The 22029-nt window shown below is 56.0% G+C and carries 18 protein-coding genes; 5 read left to right on the top strand and 13 right to left on the bottom strand.

Translation table 11 applies throughout. The features are described from left to right. Positions 1–34 precede the first annotated feature (34 nt). Entirely contained in the window at positions 35–253 is a 219-nt protein-coding gene (locus A936_RS23585; protein ID WP_008456414.1) for a hypothetical protein, read from the bottom strand. Positions 254–903: 650 nt separating this feature from the next. Between A936_RS23585 and A936_RS07885 the strand changes: the two genes are divergently transcribed. Beyond that, positions 904–1902, top strand: a complete 999-nt coding sequence (locus A936_RS07885) for a bile acid:sodium symporter family protein (RefSeq protein ID WP_008456412.1) — start codon at positions 904–906, stop codon at positions 1900–1902. 18 nt (positions 1903–1920) lie between these two features. Here the strand turns inward: A936_RS07885 and add are convergent, their stop codons facing one another. The 7 genes from add to malX all read right to left on the bottom strand — a co-directional run bounded on the left by add (position 1921) and on the right by malX (position 10801). After that, a complete protein-coding gene (gene add / locus A936_RS07880; protein WP_008456411.1) occupies positions 1921–2922 on the bottom strand; it encodes an adenosine deaminase in 1002 nt (333 codons plus the stop codon). 118 nt (positions 2923–3040) lie between these two features. Next, positions 3041–3502 (bottom strand): GNAT family N-acetyltransferase, encoded by a 462-nt coding sequence (locus A936_RS07875; protein WP_008456409.1) that lies wholly within the window; start codon positions 3500–3502, stop codon positions 3041–3043. A 128-nt stretch (positions 3503–3630) separates the two neighbouring features. After that, positions 3631–4461, bottom strand: coding sequence for a class I SAM-dependent methyltransferase (locus A936_RS07870; protein WP_008456407.1), 831 nt, complete (start codon positions 4459–4461; stop codon positions 3631–3633). A 258-nt stretch (positions 4462–4719) separates the two neighbouring features. Further along, a complete protein-coding gene (locus tag A936_RS07865) occupies positions 4720–6195 on the bottom strand; it encodes a peptide MFS transporter (protein WP_008456405.1) in 1476 nt (491 codons plus the stop codon). A 190-nt stretch (positions 6196–6385) separates the two neighbouring features. Next, positions 6386–7816 (bottom strand): CehA/McbA family metallohydrolase, encoded by a 1431-nt coding sequence (locus A936_RS07860; protein WP_008456403.1) that lies wholly within the window; start codon positions 7814–7816, stop codon positions 6386–6388. 132 nt (positions 7817–7948) lie between these two features. Continuing rightward, entirely contained in the window at positions 7949–9121 is a 1173-nt protein-coding gene (locus A936_RS07855) for a MalY/PatB family protein (protein ID WP_008456402.1), read from the bottom strand. A gap of 90 nt (positions 9122–9211) precedes the next feature. Continuing rightward, the gene (gene malX / locus A936_RS07850; RefSeq protein WP_008456400.1) at positions 9212–10801 is read right to left on the bottom strand and encodes a maltose/glucose-specific PTS transporter subunit IIBC; all 1590 of its coding nucleotides are present in this window, start codon (positions 10799–10801) and stop codon (positions 9212–9214) included. 186 nt (positions 10802–10987) lie between these two features. Between malX and A936_RS07845 the strand changes: the two genes are divergently transcribed. Together A936_RS07845 and A936_RS07840 are read left to right on the top strand one after the other, a co-directional pair. Beyond that, on the top strand, positions 10988–12022 hold the full coding sequence (locus A936_RS07845) for a Mal regulon transcriptional regulator MalI (RefSeq protein WP_008456398.1): 1035 nt from the start codon (positions 10988–10990) through the stop codon (positions 12020–12022). Between the two features lie 16 nt (positions 12023–12038). Beyond that, entirely contained in the window at positions 12039–12626 is a 588-nt protein-coding gene (locus A936_RS07840) for a GNAT family N-acetyltransferase (protein ID WP_008456396.1), read from the top strand. Between the two features lie 32 nt (positions 12627–12658). Here the strand turns inward: A936_RS07840 and A936_RS07835 are convergent, their stop codons facing one another. Both A936_RS07835 and manA read right to left on the bottom strand, forming a co-directional pair. After that, complete coding sequence (locus A936_RS07835) at positions 12659–14242, bottom strand: YdgA family protein (RefSeq protein WP_008456393.1); 1584 nt, start codon at positions 14240–14242, stop codon at positions 12659–12661. 131 nt (positions 14243–14373) lie between these two features. Then, positions 14374–15549 carry a mannose-6-phosphate isomerase gene (manA, locus tag A936_RS07830; protein ID WP_008456391.1) on the bottom strand — a complete coding sequence of 392 codons (1176 nt, stop codon included), beginning with the start codon at positions 15547–15549 and terminating at the stop codon, positions 14374–14376. A gap of 206 nt (positions 15550–15755) precedes the next feature. On the opposite strand from manA, the gene fumA reads away from it, so the two are divergent. Further along, positions 15756–17402: a class I fumarate hydratase FumA gene (gene fumA / locus A936_RS07825; RefSeq protein WP_008456390.1), complete on the top strand. Its 1647-nt coding sequence runs from the start codon at positions 15756–15758 to the stop codon at positions 17400–17402. A 53-nt stretch (positions 17403–17455) separates the two neighbouring features. Further along, complete coding sequence (fumC, locus tag A936_RS07820; RefSeq protein ID WP_008456388.1) at positions 17456–18853, top strand: class II fumarate hydratase; 1398 nt, start codon at positions 17456–17458, stop codon at positions 18851–18853. 3 nt (positions 18854–18856) lie between these two features. On the opposite strand, the gene tus is transcribed toward fumC, so the two are convergent. From tus to rstA, 3 genes are all read right to left on the bottom strand, one after another. After that, positions 18857–19786: a DNA replication terminus site-binding protein gene (tus, locus tag A936_RS07815; RefSeq protein ID WP_008456386.1), complete on the bottom strand. Its 930-nt coding sequence runs from the start codon at positions 19784–19786 to the stop codon at positions 18857–18859. A 128-nt stretch (positions 19787–19914) separates the two neighbouring features. Beyond that, positions 19915–21210 carry a two-component system sensor histidine kinase RstB gene (rstB, locus tag A936_RS07810; RefSeq protein WP_008456385.1) on the bottom strand — a complete coding sequence of 432 codons (1296 nt, stop codon included), beginning with the start codon at positions 21208–21210 and terminating at the stop codon, positions 19915–19917. Positions 21211–21238: 28 nt separating this feature from the next. Further along, a complete protein-coding gene (rstA, locus tag A936_RS07805; RefSeq protein WP_008456384.1) occupies positions 21239–21967 on the bottom strand; it encodes a two-component system response regulator RstA in 729 nt (242 codons plus the stop codon). Positions 21968–22029: the final 62 nt, after the last annotated feature.

The following is a 22029-nucleotide window of genomic DNA, read 5'->3' as shown; positions in this document are numbered from 1 at the left end:
GAACCTACGCCGCTGACGGTACTGCCAACGCCGCTTACGACGCCGCCGGCATCGCCGATAATGTTATTACCTGCACTATTAGCGACGGTTGTTCCGCCTCCTGTGCCTCCACCAGTACCGCCACCGGTTCCACCTCCGCCCGAACCGCCACCTGTTCCAGTACCTGTACCAGTACCAGTACCTGTTCCAGTACCTGTACCAGTACCAGTACCAGTACCTGTTCCAGTACCTGCACCTGTTCCAGTACTGCCATCCGAACCGGTTCCTCCACCGGAACCGCTACTCCCCGAGCCGCTACCGCCATTGCTTGCGGTGTCTGTGCCCGTGGTGCCGGCAGACCCGGCTGTTTTCGCCGTATTGTGCGAACTCCCGCCGCCGCCGCTACAGGCCGACAGGGAGAAGGCAAGAAGTACCGCCATCGCAATAGCGCTGAGGCGGCCAAAGTTATTTGAGCGCATAGCAATACTCCACTATTAGCACGCCGGACGGCGTATTAATAAGTGTATGGCGTATTTGAATCACTGCCACATCACGGCTCATATAATATGAATTTAAATTTCCAAATGAGATTTTTGTCGTATTTCTGCATTTTGAAATTGAATGGTTCTGATATTAAATTTTTAATTATCATTAGGTTATATTTTTACCAAAAGGTAAAAAAAATTTTATGACAATTGCCTTGATTTACGATGAAATGTCTTCTTTAAATAGCTATAAAATTAAGCCGTGCTGTATTCATATTTTAGTTTCAGTTTCGCTTAATCGATGACGTTTCGCTTTAAGATAAAGCGACATGAACCCACTGTGCATTTTTTGGAAGTTTGCAGAATTGTTAACTCGCCAGCGCGGCCGATTTGTTGCAAAGTAACAGCCAAAATGATGTCTGGCAGGTAGAGGAACAGGATGGGTTGGCTACAAAAACTAAAAATTGATAATTTTTTACTGATAATGATTGGCGTGGTGATCGTGGCATCGCTGTTCCCGTGCGAGGGGATAGTGAAAACCGGGTTTGAATACCTGACGACGTTTGCCATCGCGCTGCTCTTCTTTATGCATGGAGCAAAACTCTCCCGCGATGCCATTGTGGCGGGCATGGGGCACTGGAAACTTCATTTAGTGGTGTTTCTCAGTACCTTTGCGCTGTTCCCGCTGCTGGGGCTGGCGATGGGCTTTCTCTCTCCGGCTATTCTGAGTCAGCCGCTGTATATGGGCTTCCTCTATCTTTGTGCGCTGCCCGCCACGGTGCAGTCAGCCATCGCCTTTACTTCGGTTGCCGGGGGTAACGTGGCGGCGGCGGTGTGTAGCGCTTCTGCATCCAGCATCCTGGGGATCTTCCTCTCGCCCGTTCTGGTCGGGGCGCTGATGCAGACTCAGGAAGGGGCAACCGACACGCTGCATGCCATTGGCAAAATCATTATGCAGCTGATGGTGCCGTTTGTTATCGGGCATCTTTCCCGGCCGCTGATTGGCAAATGGGTGGATCGTCATAAAAAGCTGATTGGCCTGACCGACCGATCGTCCATTTTGCTGGTCGTCTATGTGGCGTTTAGCGAAGCGGTAGTCGAAGGCATTTGGCATCAGGTCAACGGTTTCTCGCTGCTGATGGTGCTGGCCTGCTCGCTGGTGCTGCTGGCGATTGTGCTGGTGGTGAATACGCTGGCGGCGCGCCTGCTGGGCTTTAATACGGCTGACGAGATTACTATCGTGTTTTGCGGGTCGAAGAAAAGTCTGGCCAACGGCGTGCCGATGGCCAATGTGCTGTTCCCGGCAAGTGCGGTGGGGATGATGGTGCTGCCGCTGATGATTTTCCACCAAATCCAACTGATGGTTTGCGCCGTTCTGGCTCAGCGCTATGCCCGCAAAACGGCCGAACAAAAACGGCAGCTGGAATCCGCGTCCTGACGCCAGCCGCCGGTATTTTTACGCCGCCTTAACCTTAGCGATAAGCGCCTGTTTTTCGGCTTCGCTCAGGAACGCAATCTTCAGTCCATTCTCCTGCGCGGTGCGAATGTGCGCCGCGCTGAGGCCGGCCTGAGGTGCCGCGACGTTATACTCATGAATAATATCGATGCCCTGAACCGCCGGGTCATCGGTATTGATCGTGGCCAAAACGCCGCGATCGAGGAAGGCGATCAGCGGGTGTTTGTCCAGGGCCGCAACGGTGCTGGTCTGAATATTCGACGTCAGGCAGGACTCAATCCCGATTTTATGTTCCGCCAGGAAATCCATCAGCGCCGGATCTTCAACTGCTTTTACGCCGTGGCCAATACGCTCCGCGCCCAGCTCTCGGATAGCCTGCCAGATGCTCTCCGGCCCGGCAGCTTCGCCGGCATGCACGGTGATCCGCCAGCCAGCATCCCGCGCACGATTAAAGTGATTCAGGAACAGGCTGCCCGGGAAGCCAAGTTCGTCTCCGGCTAAGTCCAGCGCGGTAATGCTGTCGCGGTGGGCGAGCAGGGCGTTCAGTTCCGCTTCACAGGCGGCTTCACCAAAGGTTCGGCTCATAATGCCGATCAGGCGGGCTTCAACGCCAAAGTCGCGGCAACCCTGGCGTACACCTTCAATTACGGCTTCAACCACGCCGGCCACCGGCAGGTTATGGCTCATCGCCATATAGCCTGGGGAGAAACGCAGCTCCACGTAGTGCAGGCCGTTGCGAGCGGCATCTTCAATATTTTCCCAGGCGACGCGGCGGCAGGCCTCGAGATCGCCCAGCACTTTCACGCCCCAGTCCAGTTTCTGCAGGAAACTGACCAGGTCCGGTGCAGTCTCAACGACCTGAACGTGTGGACGCAGGGTTTCGAGGGTGTTGGCAGGCAAAGATAAATTAAACTGGCGGCCGAGATCGAGGATCGTTTGCGCACGAATATTGCCATCAAGGTGGCGGTGCAAATCGGTTAACGGCAGGGTGGTATCAATCATGGTCGCACTCTTTTTTTGATTAAAGTGCGGCGTATTATAAAAAGAAATGGGGGGAAATTGCTACGGCTGTCAGCATTTTGTTGCGCAAACGTCCCTGTCGCGCTTTTGCCGAGAAAAATTATTGCAGCGTTAGCTTGTAGCCAAGATGGCTGGCCTCAAAACCAAGGTTGTCATAAAAGCGGTGCGCATCCGTCCGTGTTTTGTCCGTAGTGAGCTGTACGAGGTGACAGCCTCTTTCTTTGCACTGCTGGACGGCCCAATCCACCATCTGTTTGCCAAACCCCGTCCCTCTCTGTGAACGCGCAATGCGTACCGCTTCAATCTGGCCGCGCCACGCGCCTTTGCGCGCTAAGCCCTGAATAAAGGTCAGCTGTAACGTCCCGATGACCTCATCTCCGGATACGGCTACGGCAAGTAGCTGGTTTGGGTCGGCATCGATGGTATGAAAAGCCTCAATGTAGCGCTGATCTAAGGGAAGGCTGGGATCTTCTCTCAGGCGGCCCAGAATGTCGTCGGCTAACAGCGTGATAATGGCGGGAACATCGGCAAGCTGTGCTTTACGAAAAAGTATCTCGTTCATTGGCTGGTTTCCATCAGGGGAAAGAAGGCTTGTGCCGGCAAATGTTAGCACAGCCAGCTTTAGGGGCTGGCTGTTTTTGGGTTTTATAAAAAGTTGTTTGTAAGCATATTTAAATAAAAAAGATCTTTTTATTCGCCTGTTTCACTGACGGCTGCCAACCCATATTTAATCGCGCAGGTAGCTATAAACGTCGGCATAAACTGGTCAATCAAGAAACGCGGGTTGGGCTGCTTATCTTCATAAAAACCGGCCAGTGCGAAACCCGCCTCAAGCTGTCCGCCGATCTGCTCTTCCAGTGAATGGCCGAAGACGAACGCTTCTCCCCGAGCCTGTTTCGCGGCCAGCTCGTCGGCCGTAAGATCATTGACGTCAGAATAGGGCAGGCTGAATCTTGGACGGATAACGCCTTGTTCGGCATAGTTGGCTGCACGATCGCCGATGAAAACAACCGGATTAAAAAAGCTGGATAACAGCTTTCCGCCGCTCGCTAAAATCCGGTAACAGCCGTGCCAGATGGGGCGAATATCCGGCACGTACTGGTTAGATATCGGGTGGATAATGTAGTCAAAGCTTTTATCCGCGAAACGGGACAGATCGCGCATATCGCCCTGGACAAATGTCAGCTTCAGATTGTCCCGTTGCGCAACAAAGCGGTCTTTATTGAGCTGCTCCTGCGATAAATCATATACGGTGACTTCCGCCCCGGCGGCGGCGAGCACCGGTGCCTGCTGCCCCCCGGCAGACGCCAGGCAGAGAATGCGTTTTCCCTGCACGTTCGGTAGCCAGCTGGCAGGGAGCTTGCCTGGCGTTAAATGAATCTGCCACTCGCCGCGGCGGGCTTGTGCAATGATGTCGGCACCGACAGGCCGGGACCATTCGCACTGCTGGAGGGCAAGGGCATCCCATGCGGCGCGGTTGTGCTCGAGTAAGTCGGAAGAGTGGGTAAATGTATCAGGCATCTTATTTTCCTCTGGGGAGTGAAAAGCAGAGCCAGGGAATAGCGGCGAGATGTGCGGCATAAGCCGCAGCCGAAACTGCAATAATAAACAGCAATGCGTATTCACACTGGCATAAGTCAGGCGGAGCGCATTAGTTGTTCATTTCGTTGCAAACCTCGGGGAGAAAGAGTGGGCGATTAACTTTAGTTCCTGCCGGGAAGGGCGTCAACCGCCATATAAGGTAGTACAAAAAGCGCGGGTTCCCCCGCGCCCTGTGACTCAGGCCTGAGCCGTGTTTTTTTGCTCGATCAGGCGGCGCAGCAGCGGAATCAGCAGCAGTAAAATAACGGCGGTAGCAACGGAGCCCCAGCCCAGCTGGCTAAAGACTTTGCTGTAGCCCGGGTCGGTCAGTATCGGCGTGCTGCCGCTGTTTTGCGGCATGCGGCCGGAAACATAGCCCGCCAGCACGGAGGCCACGCCCGTGACCATCATCCAGCAGCCCATCATCAGGCCCTGCAGGTTGGCCGGGGCCAGTTTGCCGATCATCGAGTAGCCCACCGGAGAAATCAGCAGTTCGCCGATGCTTTGCAGAATGTAGCTCAGCACAATCCATTTCAGCGCCACCATGCCGTCCGCACCTGCCATGGCGATACCCAGCGGCAGCACCAGCATGCCAATGCCCATACAGAACAATGAAGAGGCAAACTGGGCGGGAATGTCGATGCGCACGCCGCGATCGCGCAGACGTTTGAACAGCCAGGCCATCAGCGGGCCGCCGATCACGATGACGACAGTGTTGATGTTTTGCAGCCACTGCGGAGAGACTTCCCAGCCAAAAGCGTTCAGGGTGACGTTATGCTCGGCGAACAGCGTCAGCCCCATGGGTGCCAGCTGGTACAGCGACCAAAACACCAGCGAACCGGCGGCCAGCAGCAGGTAAGCTGCCATGCGGCGACGCTCGTGCTTGCGAGGGTGGCGGGCGGTCATGACGCACAGTGCCAGGAAGACCAGCGCCCCCAGCACGATAACAAACGTGCTGCTGAATTCGGTATGGCCGAGCAGTAGGCGCAGGACAGGGACCAGAAGAATCAGGATCAGCAGCCCAAAAGCCATGCGCAGATAAAACCCTTTCCCCTTGATGTGCTGCAGCGGCGTGCTGATATCTGCCAGCACCGGCCAGCGGAGCAGGGTAATGACTACGGCGGCGACGTTTCCGAGGGTGGCAAACAGGAACAGCGCCCGGTAGCTTTCGGTCAACTGGTAGTAGCCCGCCACGGTAAAACCGATAAAGAAGCCCAGGTTCATCCCGGCGTAGTTCCACAGGAAGGCGGCTTCACGGCGATCGTCGTCCGGCGCAAAACGCTGGGTCAGCATCATGTTCAGGCAGGTGACGTTCAGCCCGCTGCCGCTCAGGAACATCGCCAGCCCCCACCACAGGCCCGTCAGGCCCGCGTCGGCAATCAGATAACAGCCCGCGACCTGCAGCAGCATCCCCAGCACAAACAGGTTCCGGTTGCTCAGATAGCGGCCCCCGAGGCAGCCGCCAAACAGGTGCAGCCCGTAGTTGAATGCCCCGAAGATCCCCATCATGGCATCGGCCTGGCCTTCGCTAAAGCCCAGTCGCTTGGTGACGTACAGCACCAGCGTGGAGTAAAGCACCGCAAAGCCCAGCGTGGCGAACATCTGAATAAAGAACAACGCGCCCGAGCCGGGAGGAATGGCCTGATGCGAGGCGTGGCCGGAAGATAAACTCATATTGTCTCTCTCAACAACAAAAAGACCCGGGAAGCGCGGCGTCACCGGGTCTTAACTTCTATGACTATGATGAGGGAGCATTTTCGTCGCTTTTAGCGGTTTTATGCAAAGCAGAACGACTAAATATTCACATTAAATAATTTCAAAATTTTACAAACCAAAAAGATAACCAGACGAAAGTGCTTAAAAATCACTCCGAATCGGTGCTGCGGGGAAATTCAAGGTGGCCGGTCACCTCGCCCCAGGTGGCGCCGACAGGCGAGAGAAACAGCGGATGCTGAGCGCAGTAAACCGGGTTGATCATGCCCTCCAGCGTGCCGTCCTCACGGCGGATATCCCAGCGAATCCACGCATGTTTTTTCATATCTGCGTGAATGTCTTGTGGCGTGTTTTCCAGGGGATATTCAGCCAGAATACCCGCTTCCGACACGACCTGGAGCGTGTAGCGCCGTTCGCTATCTTTTACCGCTACAGTCAATACGATCTGTTTGCCGTCAGCAGCGTCGCCCGGCAGCAGCGCGCCGTCATTCAGGCTGAACGTCAGGCCGCAGCGGCGCTCAAAGTAACAATGCCCGCTTTTGATGGCGGCAAGAATGGCCTCTCCGCTGAGCGCCTCGGCATAAACCCAGGTTGCCGGGTCGCCGTAAATAGACGGCTCTGTCGCCTGCGGATAGCGCTCGTGGGGCTGCATATGGCAGTCGCTGCCGCCGACGGCATAAATCCGGTGCCCCGCGTTCCACAGCGTGGTGAAGATCTCGACCACCTGCTCGTTCGCGGTGGTGGCGTTTTTCCAGGTTGGGTCGTTGAGCACTTCCAGTACGTCGATATCCGCCATCGGCATGTCGTTATAGAGCCAGCTCCACGGGTGCAGCATGGCGTGGTTTACGCTCAGTACGCTTTCTGGCCGCTTGAGCGCAATACCCTGAGTGAGCAGACCGCGGCTGCTGTAATCCGCATGGAACATATTCAGCGTGCCGGCGGGGCCGTGCACGTTCAGGTGGCCTTTGTCGGCGGTGACTTCAATGCTCGGCAGCAACAAAACGCTGTCGTGGCGTGGGAGACAGGCGTGGGACAAGTTGTGCTCGGTCAGGAAGAAGAAATCCAGCCCCTGCGAAGCCATGATATCCAGCGCTTCAGGCAGCGTGTTGTTGCCGTCGGACAGCGTGGTATGGCCGTGCAGGTCGCCGCGATACCAGCCGGGACGATCGCTGAGCATGCGCTGGTAGTCAAAAATGACCTGGTGATCCGGGCGTAAAACGTCTTGTTTTTCAAAATCAACGGAGGCGGCCAGTGCGTCGAAAGTCACATCCAGCCGATAGCTCATGGGCTGCGGCGAACGGCTTTCACCGATGACGTTATAGATATGCAATTGCCATTCTCCGGCGGGGAGTTCGCCGGGGAGAGCACCGATGGAAGCCCAGTCCGCGCAGACTGTCAGCACCTTTTCCGGTTTTTGCAGCATCACCGAGGCTCTTAGCTGCCGGCGGCTGTCGTAAAGGTAGCAGTAGAGGTGTCCGGTACGCAGCGTCGTGCCGGTCAGGCTAATCGCCGGGGCATTGTCTGCTACAGAGAAGGTGTGGACGGCATGACCGAAGGGAATTTCACCGGTAAAAACGTGCATGATTTGCTCCTGTTCTTAATTGTCACGAGCTTAAGGGGAGCGAGTGAAGATTGTGTGTCGATTGGGTGTCGGAAACATGACGAAGTGATGAATGCCGCAGGAGAGGAAGGGGAGCTGGCTCCCCTTTACGGGCTATAACAGCGAATGGATCCCGGCAATAAGCCGCTCAACGCCAGCCTCAAGTTTGACGCGCGGGCACCCGGCGTTCAGGCGCACAAAACCGTTGCCTTCAGGGCCGTAGGTGTAGCCCGGCATGATGGCGACTTTCTGCTCTTCAATAAGCACTTGCTGCAGCGCTCTGTCGTCCAGCCCCAGCGGGCGTAAATCAATCCATGCCAGGTAAGTGGACTGCGGTGGCTGCCAGTTAAGTTCAGGAAACGCCTGGTTCAGCCTGTCGGCCACGAACTGTAAATTGCCTTGCAGGTAGTCCCGCAGCGCGTCAAGCCAGGGTTGGCCCTCGCGGTAGGCGGCAATATGAGCCACAATCGCCAGCACGGCCGGAGAGGAGAGGCCATCCTGCCCTTTGAGCACGTTCAGGTATTTTTGGCGGTCGTCCGCATGATTAATCAGCCCGTAAGCGCCGGTAAGTGCCGGGATGTTGAAGCTTTTCGAGCCGGATGTGAGCAGCGCCCAGCCGCCGAGGCCAACTTCGCACCACGGAATGTGACGGTTATTGCCCCACACCATATCCATATGAATCTCATCGCTGATAACCTGCACGCCGTGGCGTGCGCAGAGTTCAGCCATGGTGGTCAGCTCTTCCCGTGTCCAGACTTTGCCCGTTGGGTTATGCGGGCTGCAGAGCAGCATGATTTTACATTCAGGCCGGGCGAGCAGGGTTTCCAGCTCCGTCATATCACAGTGCCAGCCTTCCGCTGTTTTATGCAGCGGCGCGCTCAGAACCTGACGCTGGTTGCCTTCAATTGCTTTGTAGAACGCATCGTACGCGGGGGTATGAATCAGCACGCCGTCGCCCGGCTGCGACCACTGGCGTACAAGCTGCGAAACCATGTAAATCACCGAAGGGCCGTAGACTACGCTCTCCGGGTCGATGCTGCTGCCGAAACGCTGCAGGTACCAGTGGGCGATGGCGGAGAGAAAATCGTCGTTCTTCCAGCGGCTGTAGCCGAGTACGCCGTGGGCCAATCTTTTTTGCAGGGCAGCAAGAATGCAGGGCGCGGTAGGGAAGTCCATATCGGAAATGGTGAAGGGCAGCAGGTCAGCGGCACCGAAGCGGTCGGCCACATAATCCCACTGGGTGCACCAGGTGCCGTGGCGGTCTACCGGAACAGAAAAATCAAACATAAAACCTCACAGCTTTTAACCACAAAGAGGGAAAACCGCGCTTTCCCTCTTTGCATGATAATGAAGAGCGCCGAAGCGCTCCTGAGTGAATTAAGCCTCGACGGTACGCATCAGGCCGACCATCTCATCTTTTACCGACTGAACCTGTGGCCCGATAACCACCTGCAGGTTGTGCTCGTTGAGCTTCACTACGCCGATGGCGCGGTTGGCCTTCAGCGCCGCGGTATCCACCAGCGACATATCTTTAACCGACAGGCGTAGGCGGGTGATGCAGTTATCCAGCGTCGAAATGTTATCGCTGCCGCCCAGCGCCGCCAGAATCGCTGGCACGTTGTAGCCAGATTTGCCCGTGTGGCCGCCAACCGGTTTTTCTGCAGTGGTGGTTTCAATATCACGCCCTGGGGTTTTGATATTGAAGCGGGTAATGGCGAAGCGGAAGATGGCATAGTAGCCAGCAAACCATACCGCGGCCACAACCGGGACCATATACCATTTGGTGGACAGGCCGTGCAGCACGCCGAAGACGAAGAAGTCGATAATGTTGCCGTCGGTGTTGCCGATAGTCACGCCCAGCACGGACATCATGGTGAAGCCAATCCCGGTCAGCACGGCGTGAATCAGGTACAGCACCGGCGCGACGAACAGAAACAGGAACTCGATAGGTTCGGTGGTGCCGCCCACGACGCAGGCAATCACGCCGGAGATCAACAGCCCTTTAATTTTATGGCGGTTTTCCGGGCGAGCACAGTGGTACATCGCCAGCGCTGCACCTGGCAGGCCGCCGAGGAACGCCGGCATTTTACCCTGAGACAGGAACTGCGTTGCGCTTTCAGAGAAGCCGTGGGTGGTCGGGCAGCTCAGCTGCGCCTGGAAGATAGTCAGGGCGCCGCTGACGGTATGACCGCACACGTCCATGGTGCCGCCCGCTTCGGTGAAGCGAATCAGGGCCACCAGAATATGCTGCAGGCCGAACGGCAGCAGCAGACGTTCCCCGGTACCGAAGATCATTGGCCCAAAGATACCTGCGCTGTGGATCATGTAGCCCAGGGCGTTGATCCCGGCGGCAAAAATTGGCCAGATCAGCGGGATAACCAGGCCAACCAGGCCCATCACCAGGGTGGTAATAATGGGCACAAAGCGGGTGCCGCCGAAGAACGCTAATGCGTCCGGCAGGCGGATATTGTGAAAACGCTCGTGCAGCAGATAAACGATAATCCCGGCAATGACCGCGCCGAGAATACCGGTATCAATTGACTGCACGCCGAGCACGCTTTGAATGTTATTGGCTTTGAGGATTGCCGCATCGGTCGTTGGCAGGATGCCTTTGGCGGTCAGCCAGAAGTTAACCGCGAGGTTCATCACCATATAGCCGACAAAGCCGGCGAAGGCGGCCACGCCTTTATTTTCACGCGCCAGGCCCAGCGGGATGGCGATACAGAACATCACTGGCAGGAAGCTGAACGCGAATGAGCCCATTTTGCTCATCCAGGTAAAGATCAGCTGTAAGACTGGGTTGCCCAGCCACGGGATCTCGGTAACAACGTCATGGCTGCTCAGCGAACTGCCAATCCCCAGCATGATGCCGCAGAACGACAGCAGCGCCACCGGCAACATAAAAGTTTTGCCGAGGTTCTGGAAAAACTCCCAAAGCGATTTTTTTTGTGGTGTATTAGCCGCCATCACGACTCCTTGACCCGGTTAAAATGAAGTGTTGTGTAAGTAAAGTTTGAAAATGATAAAACGTTTTACCCAATTTTATCGTGAGGACGATCGCAGAATTACCGCGCATAATGACGTTGAATATGCCAGCATAAGTAAAACGTTTTATCTTTATATTTATCGATTCACGGAGGATCTGACTTAACGATGTCGACGCTGACCAAAAGAATCACTATCAACGAGGTTGCCGAGGCTGCAGGTGTCTCGGTGACCACGGTATCGCTGGTGCTTAGCGGTAAGGGGAGGATCTCCACCGCCACCGGTCAGCGGGTGAATGAGGCTATCGAAAAGTTAGGCTTTGTGCGTAATCGCCAGGCCGCTTCGCTGCGCGGTGGCCAGAGCGGGGTGATTGGCCTGATTGTCCGCGACCTCTGTAATCCTTTTTATGCGGAGTTAACCGCCGGGTTAACGGAAGCGCTGGAGCAACAGGGCCAGCTTCTGTTTCTCACCCAGAGCGGTAGCCAGGGGCAGCATATGCAGCGCTGTTTCGACACGCTGGTGGCCCAGGGCGTGGACGGCATTATTATTGCCGGTGCGGCAGGTCAGGGCGCGGATCTGCGGGATATGGCAGTACAGAATAAGGTGCCGCTGGTGTTTGCCTCACGAGCAAGTTATCTGGACGAGGTTGATATCATCCGTCCGGATAATATGCAGGCGGCGCAACTGGTGACCGAGCATCTGATTAAGCGCGGGCACCAGCGTATTGCGTGGCTGGGCGGGCGTAGCTCGTCGTTAACACGCGCGGAGCGGCTGGGCGGCTTTTGCGCCACCCTGATGCAGCATGGGCTGCCTTTCCACAGCGACTGGATCCTTGAGTGCGAGCCGAGCCAGAAGCAGGCGGCGGATGCCATCACCGAACTGCTGCACAACTTCCCGACCATCAGCGCCGTGGTTTGCCACAACAGCACCGTGGCGATGGGGGCGTGGTTCGGCCTGACCCGCGCGGGTTGGCAGATGGGCGGCGGCAGCGTGGACAGTTATTACGACCGGCACATCGCGCTGGCAGGCTTTGCCGAAGTCACAGAAGATGATCTGGACGACGTGCCAATGACGTGGGTGACGACGCCTGCGAGAGAAATTGGCCGCAGCGCGGCACAGCGTATTCTCCAGCGAGCCCAGGAAAGCGACGTCGTGTTCAGCAATCAGATTATGCCCGCCCGGTTAATCACCATTAAAAACTAACTTTTTCAGGAATTACATGAGCGATTTTCCTACACTTACCGGCCAGCGTATCAAGCTCAGGCCCCTGGCGCTGAGCGATGCCCCGTTGCTGGTTGAGGCCGCCTCGGACGGTGAGCTGTGGAATTTGCCGTTTACCGTTGTGCCGTCCGCGCAGACGGTAAACGACTACATCCAGCATGCGCTCAATGGGCGGCAGGCAGGAACTATTTTGCCGTTCGTGACGACGGATATTGAGTCTGGACACGTGATTGGCTGCACGCGGTTTTGGAAAATAGATATGAAAAACCGCAAGCTTGAAATCGGCAGTACGTGGCTTGCCGCCCGCTGGCAGCGAACCTGGGCCAATACCGAAGCCAAATTTCTAATGCTGCAATATGCGTTTGAGACACTGGATTGTGTTCGGGTGCAGTTCACCACGGATGTGATTAACGAAAAGTCTCGCCGGGCTATTCTAAGATTAGGCGCGAAGCAGGAAGGGATAGTCAGGCACGAGCGAATCATGCCGGATGGCCGCAAGCGTGATTCGGTAAGATTTAGCATTATTGACGATGAATGGCCGGAGATTCGGGATTCACTTGCGGCGCTGCTGGCCGACAGAAACTAAAAAACCCGCCATCTGGCGGGTTTTTGTATGGCTTACTGCTGAGGTGCCGGGGCGGCGTCCGGAGATGCATCATCCCCCGGTGCTTCGTCCTGCGGCTGCGGCACGGCATCGCTGTCGTTATCCTGCAGCGCCGGGCCACCCATGCCTGCCGGCAGGGCGAACATGCTGAACAGCTCGCCCAGCGACATCTGCTCGCCGTTCAGGGAGGCTTTGCCATTGCCGTATTGCAGGCTGGTGGTGATGTTATCGCCGTCAACTTTGGTGACGCGGAACATCTGGCCCATGGCAGCGAGGCCCTTGATCTGCTGGCTGGCGAGTTTGTCTGACTCTTCCGGACTATAGCCTTCCAGCTGCGCCACCTGGGACATCAGCCCCGTAGCCATTGGCATAGGGATAACCAACTTCGCGTCGAGAGATTTCACGTAGCGATCCAGCTGTTCTTCCGCCGAATTGGCCGGGCCGGTTTCGCCCTGCGGATCCTTCATAAACAAGGACAGGTTAAAGGTCGATTCGCCTTTCGCGTTCTTCCAGCTCAGCGGGGCGACGGTAATGATTGGGTTGCCCTTCAGCAGCAGTGGCAGGCTAGCGCTAATCAGCTCCACGGATTTTTGCTGATAGAGCTCAGGGTTTTGCTGCAGCGCTGGATCGGCCATCAGCTGCTGTACGCCCGCGTTATATTTCTGGGTAAACTCGCGCAGCGCGGCGGCATCAATATTGCCGAGCTTGAGCGTCAGCTTGCCGCTGCCCATGTTCTGGTTCTGGACTTTCAGCGCATTAAGGCTGTAGTCGAACTGGCCGGTGAAGTGTTTTTTGTCGTCCTGCACGTCAGATTTTGCGTTCAGGTTAAAGCCTTCCACGACGGCAATCTCTTTGCCATCCACAACCATAGACAGCTTATCGATGGTCGCTTTCTGAGAGCCTACGCGCTGGTCAAACAGGCTGCGTTTGCTGTCGCCGTCGGTTTTGATCCCGTTGAAAGAGAGCTGCACGCGCTGGCCGTATTCGTTGACGGTGTTGACAAGGCCGCTGTCGGCCGAGCCGGACAGGGCGATTTCATTGCCCGCGCCATCAACGTCGGCGGTAAATTTGCCGCCGCTGAAGCTGAACTTGTCTTCACCCTCGGTGGCATCAATGGCCGCCAGGGCGATATCCGAAGACGTTGCCCCGCTGTAGCCCACGCGGGTTTCCACGCCGATAAGCGGCTTATCTTTGGTCAGCGTGAAGAGGTGTTTGGTGGTGTCGTTATTCACCAGTTCGGTGTGGATCGACGCCATGCTCGGGATCAGGTTGAATTTCTTCAGCTGTGCGAACGGGAAAGGACCATGGTCGATGGTTTCGTTGAATAACACGCTTTGGTCTGGCGTGAGCAGGGCGTTTTTCGTCCCGGCAGCCTGTTTAACCACCAGCTGTACCGAACTGTGGAAAAGCCCACGCTTGTAGTCCTGATAGCTGAGGACCAGCCCTGATTCCGGTGCTGAATTTTTGATTTCAGCATTGGCGTTATCAATCATTTCGGCCATACGGCCTTCGAGCTGTTTACCCGTAAACCAGGCCCCACCGGTCCATACCACGCCTAGCGCAACAATTACCCCAACCGCAACCAGAGATTTTTTCATCGTGTCATTATCCATGTCATGTATAGAAGCCGGCAGCCGTCCCCCACCGGGCGAAAGAAAAACGCCTGTTATCAGGCGTTTTCGTCAACATGCTTACTAGCTTAGCAATACGCGCTAAAAAGATCAGTAAGTTAAAGTTTATTAAACACTCGTGCTACCCGGCCAACGCCGCTGACGGCAATCGGGGATTCTGCGGCGCTAATAAAGGCTGACTCGCCCGGCTTCAGCACCAGGCGCTGGGCGTCTTTGGTTAGCACGGCTTCACCTTCAACGCAGAACACAATGGCAGCGCTTTGTTGTGCCAGCGCGGCTTCCTGCGTGCTCAGGTCGTGCAGGGAGAAGGCAAAGTCATCCACTGGAATAGGGAAGTCCAGTTCGCTGCCGTTTTTCTGCGGCTCGGTCAGCAGTTGATTGGCCGGTTTTGGCTCAAATTTGACGTTGGCCACCAGTTCAGGGATGTCGATGTACTTCGGCGTCAGCCCGGCACGCAGCACGTTGTCAGAGTTAGCCATCACTTCCAGCGCGACGCCGTTCAGATAGGCGTGTGGGGTTTCGGCGAACAGGAACATCGCTTCGCCCGGCTCAAGCTTAACCACGTTCAGCAGCAGCGGGGAGAAGAGGCCGCTGTCGTCCGGGTAGAACTCGGAAATCAGGCGAATGGTTTCCCACGGCTCGCCCTGCTGATTATTCAAGGCAGCTTTTAGTACGCCAAGGGCCAGGGCTTTTTCTTCGCCCTGCATATTTAGCAGACCGGCAAACAGCTGCGCCAGGGTTTCGGCCCCAGGCTGCTGGAGGAAATGCGCAATCAGCGGATGTGCGCCAGAAACCGGCTGCAGCAGCGACACAATGTCGGAGAATTCGCGGAAAGCGTTCATCGCGAGGAACGGCGTCAGGGCAAAAACCAGTTCAGGTTTGTGGTTAGGATCTTTGTAGTTACGCTCTGCGGCATCAAGCTGAATACCCGCTGCATTTTCTTTCGCAAAGCCGATTTCAGAGGCTTTTTTGTTCGGATGAACCTGAATGGAGAGAGGCTGGGCGGCGCAAAGGACTTTGAACAGGAAAGGCAGCTCGCCAAAACGCTCGGCAACGGCTTTCCCCAACAGCGCTTGCTTATCGGCGTCAATCACATCGCGCAATGCGTGCGGTTGCCCGTTGGCATCGAGCACTTTTGAACTACTCTTTGGGTGAGCGCCCATCCACAGTTCGGCCATGGGCTTATGCTGCGGGTTGGCGATGCCGTACAGTTCCGTTAGCGCCGTTTCACTTCCCCAGGCATAATTTTGTACCGCATTGATCAATTTTTGCATCTCAGGTCCCTGTCATCATTGAATCGAAGTTTCAGTTATTAAACCAATTATCCGCGGGGAAGTAACCAGGGCAACAAAAAGTCGTATTAGTCTCAGTTTCTGTTAAAAAATTGTGTAGCATGTTATGACTTGTTTTTGGAACGCAGCGTAAGATCCTGCGCTGAAATATAAAAATTAACGTTACTGTTGTCGCAAGTGAGAGAAATATGTCGAATAAACCCTTCCATTACCAGGAGCCTTTTCCGCTCCAGAAAGACCCGACCGAATATTACCTCCTGAGCTCCGACTATGTTTCCGTCGCCGAGTTTGACGGCCAGCAAATCCTCAAGGTTGATCCTCAGGCCCTGACGCTGCTGGCTCAGCATGCCTTCCACGACGCTTCGTTTATGCTGCGCCCGGCGCATCAGCAGCAGGTAGCGGACATTCTGAGCGACCCGGAAGCCAGCGAGAACGATAAGTACGTCGCGCTGCAGTTCCTGCGTAACTCAGACATTGCCGCCAAGGGCATTCTGCCGACCTGCCAGGACACAGGCACCGCTATCATCATGGGTAAAAAAGGCCAGCGCGTCTGGACCGGCGGTGGCGACGAAGAAGCGCTGTCTCGCGGCGTCTACAACACCTTTATTGAAGATAACCTGCGCTACTCTCAGAACGCCGCGCTGGATATGTACAAAGAGGTGAACACCGGCACCAACCTGCCAGCGCAGATCGATCTCTACAGCGTGGACGGCGACGAGTACAAATTCCTGTGCATCGCCAAAGGCGGCGGTTCGGCTAACAAAACCTATCTCTATCAGGAAACCAAAGCGCTGATCACCCCGGCGAAGCTGAAAGATTACCTGGTGGAGAAAATGCGCACCCTGGGCACCGCGGCCTGCCCGCCGTATCACGTGGCGTTTGTTATCGGCGGAACCTCTGCCGAAGCGACGCTGAAAACCGTGAAGCTGGCGTCAACCAAGTACTACGACGGCCTGCCAACCGAAGGCAACGAATACGGCCAGGCATTCCGCGACGTGCAGCTGGAAGAAGAGTTGCTGAAAGAAGCGCAGAATCTTGGCCTGGGCGCGCAGTTCGGCGGCAAATACTTTGCCCACGATATCCGCGTTGTTCGTCTGCCTCGCCACGGCGCATCCTGCCCGGTTGGCATGGGCGTGTCCTGCTCAGCCGACCGCAATATAAAAGCCAAAATTAACAAAGACGGCATCTGGCTTGAGAAGCTGGAGCACAATCCGGGCAAGTACATCCCGGAAGAGCTGCGTCAGGCGGGCGAGGGGGAAGCCGTTAAGGTCAACCTGAACCGTCCGATGAAAGAGATCCTCGCCCAGCTGTCCGACTTCCCGGTGTCCACCCGTCTGTCGTTAACCGGCACCATTATTGTGGCGCGTGACATCGCTCACGCTAAACTGAAAGAACGTCTCGATAACGGGGAAGATCTGCCGCAGTACGTGAAAGATCACCCGATTTATTACGCAGGCCCGGCCAAAACGCCGGACGGCTACGCATCCGGCTCCTTAGGGCCGACAACTGCGGGCCGTATGGACTCCTACGTGGATCAGCTGCAGGCCAACGGCGGCAGCATGATCATGCTGGCCAAAGGCAACCGCAGCCAGCAGGTGACCGACGCCTGTCACAAACACGGCGGATTCTACCTCGGCAGCATCGGTGGCCCGGCGGCGGTGCTGGCGCAAAATAGCATCAAGAGCCTGGAGTGTGTGGAGTACCCGGAACTGGGTATGGAAGCTATCTGGAAAATCGAAGTGGAAGACTTCCCGGCGTTCATCCTGGTGGATGACAAAGGCAACGACTTCTTCCAGAAAATTCAGGCCTCACAGTGCTCTCGATGCGTTAAGTAATACTCAAGCCGCCGCCTATAGTGGCGGCTTTTTTTATCGCAAAGGAGAAAGGCATGACATCCAGTCGCAGTGAAAAAGACTCAATGGGCCCGATCGACGTCCCGGCAGATAAGCTGTGGGGAGCGCAGACCCAGCGTTCACTTGAGCATTTCCGCATTTCTACCGAGAAAATGCCGACCGAGCTGATTCGAGCACTGGCGCTTACCAAGCGCGCGGCGGCGAAGGTCAACGTTGACCTCGGCCTGCTGCCTGCAGAGCGCGGTACGGCCATTATCGCGGCCGCAGATGAAGTGCTGGCAGGAAAGCACCCCGGTGAGTTCCCGCTGGCTATCTGGCAGACCGGCTCCGGCACCCAAAGCAACATGAACATGAATGAAGTGCTGGCGAACCGCGCCAGTGAAATTCTGGGTGGCGTACGTGGGATGGAGCGACTGGTGCACCCGAACGACGACGTGAACAAAAGTCAGAGTTCGAACGACGTTTTCCCGACCGCCATGCACGTGGCGGCCATTATCGCGGTTCGCGAGCACCTGCTGCCGCAGCTAAACGTGCTCAGGCAAACGCTGGCCAAAAAAGCCGATGCGTTTAAGGATATCGTCAAAATCGGCCGTACCCACCTGCAGGACGCCACGCCGCTGACGTTGGGGCAGGAGATCTCCGGCTGGGTGGCGATGCTTGAGCATAACCTGAAGCACATCGACCATAGCCTGCCGCATCTGGCGGAGCTGGCGCTGGGCGGTACGGCGGTGGGCACCGGGCTGAATACCCACCCTGAATATGCGGTGCGCGTGGCAAAAGAGTTGGCTGACTTCACGAAGCAGCCTTTCGTCACGGCGCCAAACAAGTTTGAAGCACTGGCCACCTGCGATGCCCTGGTTCATGCGCATGGCGCGCTGAAAGGGTTGGCCTCGTCGATGATGAAAATTGCCAACGACGTTCGCTGGCTGGCTTCCGGCCCGCGCTGCGGCATTGGCGAGCTGTCGATTCCTGAGAACGAACCGGGCAGCTCCATCATGCCGGGCAAAGTGAACCCGACCCAGTGCGAGGCCGTCACCATGCTGTGTTGCCAGGTGCTGGGGAACGACGTGGCGGTGAATATCGGCGGTGCGTCCGGTAACTTCGAGCTGAACGTTTATCGCCCGATGGTCATCCATAACTTCCTGCAGTCCGTTCGCCTGCTGGCCGACGGCATGGAAAGCTTCAACGAGCACTGCGCAGTGGGCATTGAGCCTAATCGCGATCGCATCAGCCAGTTGCTGAACGAGTCGCTGATGCTTGTGACCGCGCTCAATACCCATATTGGCTATGACAAGGCGGCAGAAATTGCCAAAAAGGCCCATAAAGAAGGGCTGACCCTTAAAGCATCGGCACTGAAGCTCGGTTATCTGACCGAGGATGAGTTTGACGCCTGGGTTCGCCCTGAGGATATGGTCGGCAGCATGAAGTCGTAAGTTTTACGTTTCGCAGTACAGATGCAGCCGCGGGATAATCAGTCTCAGCGGCTGCGCTTGAGGCTTATAGCGGTGCTGAATGTTTTCGGCATCGTAATTCAGCAGTTCGCCTAAATCGGGCGAGGTTTCACCACTTTCCTGCTTACACAACACAATCAGCGGAGAAGGGCAGGCATACTGCACCTGTTTCTGCTGCGCCTGATACCACACGCGGGCCACGGGCTGAACCTTCACCGGGCGCTTGATTTTCAGCCGTGCGTTTTCCGGCAGCCTTTGCACTTCATCCATTTCCTGCCTCACGCGCTCGGCCCACTGTTCCTTCGTCCACGGCGGCACGGCTCGACCGGCATTCAGGCTTTTTTCCAGCATCTCCAGCACCTGCTGGCGGCTAAGGTTTTTGACAATCTGTTTATTCGCCCAGCCAAAACGCACGGTGTCCGGCGTTTCAAGCAGGGTAATGGCGCGGTATGCGTTCAGGGTAAGCAGGCCGGGAATATGGCGGTGAACCCATTCAAAACGCTGGGCGGAGGGAAGCGTCGACTCGACGCTGATAATCTGCTCCAGAGCGTGTTTCAACTGATTGATGTTTTCCAGGAGCCCCGAAGTTTGCTGGTATTGCTCTTCGCTGACCGAATAACAGAGCGCGCCGGGTAGGCGCACGGCGGCCTTGGTGCTGATTTTTTCCGACTGCTGCTGGATAAACAGCCGCGTAAAGTGGGCGACGGCGGCGTGATGCGCCTCCAGCCCGACGCGCTGGGTGACTTCAATCTTAGAGAGCGGATCGTGCTCTTTGCTTTTTTCTATCTCCGGCAGCGTAAAGACCCGCCCGCTGAGCAGTCGAAGCTGACCGAGCTGTGCCCTGAGCACAGCCAGGTGCTGCTCCAGCTCCCGGCAGGTGGACGTTAAACGTTCAATAAGATCGTAGCGTGGCATGGCGATTCACATTAGTTACAACATACTTATGAACTGTAGCAACGGGAGACCGCATCAGCAACTGTGAACGTGGCGCTTAACAGGGAAAAATCGCCCGATAGGGGTTACCGGGCTGGTGAATTCAGGATTCAGGAAAGGTACGTGGTATTGACCGGCCATGAAAAGCGGAAGCTGGCACCGCCCAAAGAGCTGCTTTCAATGGTGACGTGTCCACCCATCGCCACGGCAATAGAATGGACTATCGCCAGGCCAAGCCCGCAGCCGCCGGTTGCCCTGTCCCGGCTGGGGTCGAGGCGAACAAAAGGCTCGAATACGCGGGCGCGCTCTTCCTCAGGAATGCCCGGGCCGTCATCTTCTACCTGCAAATGGGCGATATCATCTTCACGCCACAGGCTGACGCGCAGCTGTTGCTCACTGTAGCGCAGGGCGTTATTGATCAGGTTGTCCGTGACGCGTTCCATGAGGCGCAGATCCAGCGCGCCATAGTCAATGGCGGTGAGGGTATCTGTCTCCAGGCTAATCCGGCGCTGACGGTGAATGAGCTGTACGTCGGCAATATGCGTTTCCATCCAACTGGCAAATTTGACGTGCGCCAGATGAAGCTCGGTCTGCGGGCGGTCGAGGCGTGCGTAGGTCAGCAGCTCGTCAATCAGCGCTTCTAGCTGGCCAATATCCCGATTGAGCGCCAGAGATTCCTCTTCGCTGAGGTTGTCGCTCATTTCAAGACGGTAACGCAGGCGAACGAGCGGGGTACGCAGCTCGTGGGCAATGCCGTCAATCAGCTGCTTCTTGCTGGCAATCAGGGCGTTGATGTTATCGGCCATTTGGTTAAAGGCGATGCCCAACCGTTCAAAGCTTGAGGCATTATCAAAATGGATGTGCTCATCCAGATGCCCTTTACCAAATCGCTGGGCGGCGCTTTCGAGTTTGAGCATGTCCTGCCAGTGCGGGCGCATCCAGATGAACACCGGGAAGGCGAGCGAAATGGCGATAAATGCGATCAGGCCAATATCCAGCAGCCGCATCTGATGCAGATAAAAGAGATACGGAATTGGGCCGACGGCCAGAACGTAGTGGCTGCGTGGAATGCGCTGGATGAATGTATATTCTTCGTCCAGCGCCACAATCTCGCCTTCTCGCAGGTGGCGAGCGGCAACGTCATCGAGTTTGAACTTGCTCATCGGCTCAATATTGAGCTTGAAGGAGAGGTTCAGGTCGAGATCGTTGATCGTTTTATTCCAGTCCCGCGGCGGAATTTCACGTAGCTCGCTGCGCATCAGGTACAGCGAACTTTTCATTAAGTCATCGAGCGACTGTCGTCCCGCCCGCTCGGCGGTGAACTTATACACCAGCCCGACCAGCATGGTCATCACCAGGAAGCAGACAAACAACAAAAGATAAAACTGTACAAACAGCTTTTTCATTGAGCGTTACCGTCAAATCCGTATTTCATTAAGCTTCGCTTTCCCAGGCGTGAGGAGCAAATAAATAGCCTTTGTTGCGCACGGTTTTGATACGGAAGGGCTCAGTCGCATTATCCAGCAGCTTTTTACGCAGGCGGGAGATGGCCACATCCACGCTGCGATCCATGCCGTCATAGGTCACACCACGCAGATTTTTTAATAAGGCATCACGATCCATTATCTGACCGGCGTGCGTGGCAAGTTCCCACAGCAGATCGAAATCCGCAGTCGACAACACGACGTTTTCATCCCCAAGCGTGACCTGGCGGTTCAGCGGGTCAATACACAGCGTGCCAAAACGTATAGCTTTATGCGGTTTGAGGTTGCTGGCCGTTGTGTCTGCCGTTTGTTGGGCTGAAACACGTTGACGGAGGTGTAACCGTAAACGCGCCAACAGCACCGCAGGCGGCGTTGTTTTTAAAATGTAGTCATTTGCCCCCATTTCCAGCGACAGAATATGGTTCATGTCACTGTCTAATGATGTCAGCAGAACAATCGGGCCGTCCCACTGTGGGCGAAGGTCGCGGCATAGCGTCATCCCGTCTTTCCCTGGCAGCATAATATCCAGCAAAACCAAATCCGGCTGCTGTTGCTGGATAACCGCTTCGGCGCGGTCACCGCGGGTTTCAACGATAACGTCAATGTCATGTTTCCCGAGATAGGCGGCTATCAGGCCGCCAACTTCCGGGTCGTCTTCCACGTAAACTATTTTGCTCATAATCCGCCGCGTCGGCTTTTAAAATTTGAACATACAATGATGCAATAGATTACACCATTAAT

The organism is Enterobacter sp. Ag1, assembly GCA_000277545.1.
In the GTDB taxonomy this organism is placed as follows: domain Bacteria; phylum Pseudomonadota; class Gammaproteobacteria; order Enterobacterales; family Enterobacteriaceae; genus Cedecea.
Note: the sequence above shows the minus strand (reverse complement) of the source record. Positions and strands in the feature narration are given on the sequence as shown.

What these genes read in the sequence shown, in the direction of transcription:
- A936_RS23585 (WP_008456414.1), bottom strand. Translation starts at nt 253, where the DNA reads ATGGCAGTACTGGAACAGGTGCAGGTACTGGAACAGGTACTGGTACTG.
- A936_RS07885 (WP_008456412.1), top strand. Translation starts at nt 904, where the DNA reads ATGGGTTGGCTACAAAAACTAAAAATTGATAATTTTTTACTGATAATG.
- add (WP_008456411.1), bottom strand. Translation starts at nt 2,922, where the DNA reads ATGATTGATACCACCCTGCCGTTAACCGATTTGCACCGCCACCTTGAT.
- A936_RS07875 (WP_008456409.1), bottom strand. Translation starts at nt 3,502, where the DNA reads ATGAACGAGATACTTTTTCGTAAAGCACAGCTTGCCGATGTTCCCGCC.
- A936_RS07870 (WP_008456407.1), bottom strand. Translation starts at nt 4,461, where the DNA reads ATGCCTGATACATTTACCCACTCTTCCGACTTACTCGAGCACAACCGC.
- A936_RS07865 (WP_008456405.1), bottom strand. Translation starts at nt 6,195, where the DNA reads ATGAGTTTATCTTCCGGCCACGCCTCGCATCAGGCCATTCCTCCCGGC.
- A936_RS07860 (WP_008456403.1), bottom strand. Translation starts at nt 7,816, where the DNA reads ATGCACGTTTTTACCGGTGAAATTCCCTTCGGTCATGCCGTCCACACC.
- A936_RS07855 (WP_008456402.1), bottom strand. Translation starts at nt 9,121, where the DNA reads ATGTTTGATTTTTCTGTTCCGGTAGACCGCCACGGCACCTGGTGCACC.
- malX (WP_008456400.1), bottom strand. Translation starts at nt 10,801, where the DNA reads ATGGCGGCTAATACACCACAAAAAAAATCGCTTTGGGAGTTTTTCCAG.
- A936_RS07845 (WP_008456398.1), top strand. Translation starts at nt 10,988, where the DNA reads ATGTCGACGCTGACCAAAAGAATCACTATCAACGAGGTTGCCGAGGCT.
- A936_RS07840 (WP_008456396.1), top strand. Translation starts at nt 12,039, where the DNA reads ATGAGCGATTTTCCTACACTTACCGGCCAGCGTATCAAGCTCAGGCCC.
- A936_RS07835 (WP_008456393.1), bottom strand. Translation starts at nt 14,242, where the DNA reads ATGAAAAAATCTCTGGTTGCGGTTGGGGTAATTGTTGCGCTAGGCGTG.
- manA (WP_008456391.1), bottom strand. Translation starts at nt 15,549, where the DNA reads ATGCAAAAATTGATCAATGCGGTACAAAATTATGCCTGGGGAAGTGAA.
- fumA (WP_008456390.1), top strand. Translation starts at nt 15,756, where the DNA reads ATGTCGAATAAACCCTTCCATTACCAGGAGCCTTTTCCGCTCCAGAAA.
- fumC (WP_008456388.1), top strand. Translation starts at nt 17,456, where the DNA reads ATGACATCCAGTCGCAGTGAAAAAGACTCAATGGGCCCGATCGACGTC.
- tus (WP_008456386.1), bottom strand. Translation starts at nt 19,786, where the DNA reads ATGCCACGCTACGATCTTATTGAACGTTTAACGTCCACCTGCCGGGAG.
- rstB (WP_008456385.1), bottom strand. Translation starts at nt 21,210, where the DNA reads ATGAAAAAGCTGTTTGTACAGTTTTATCTTTTGTTGTTTGTCTGCTTC.
- rstA (WP_008456384.1), bottom strand. Translation starts at nt 21,967, where the DNA reads ATGAGCAAAATAGTTTACGTGGAAGACGACCCGGAAGTTGGCGGCCTG.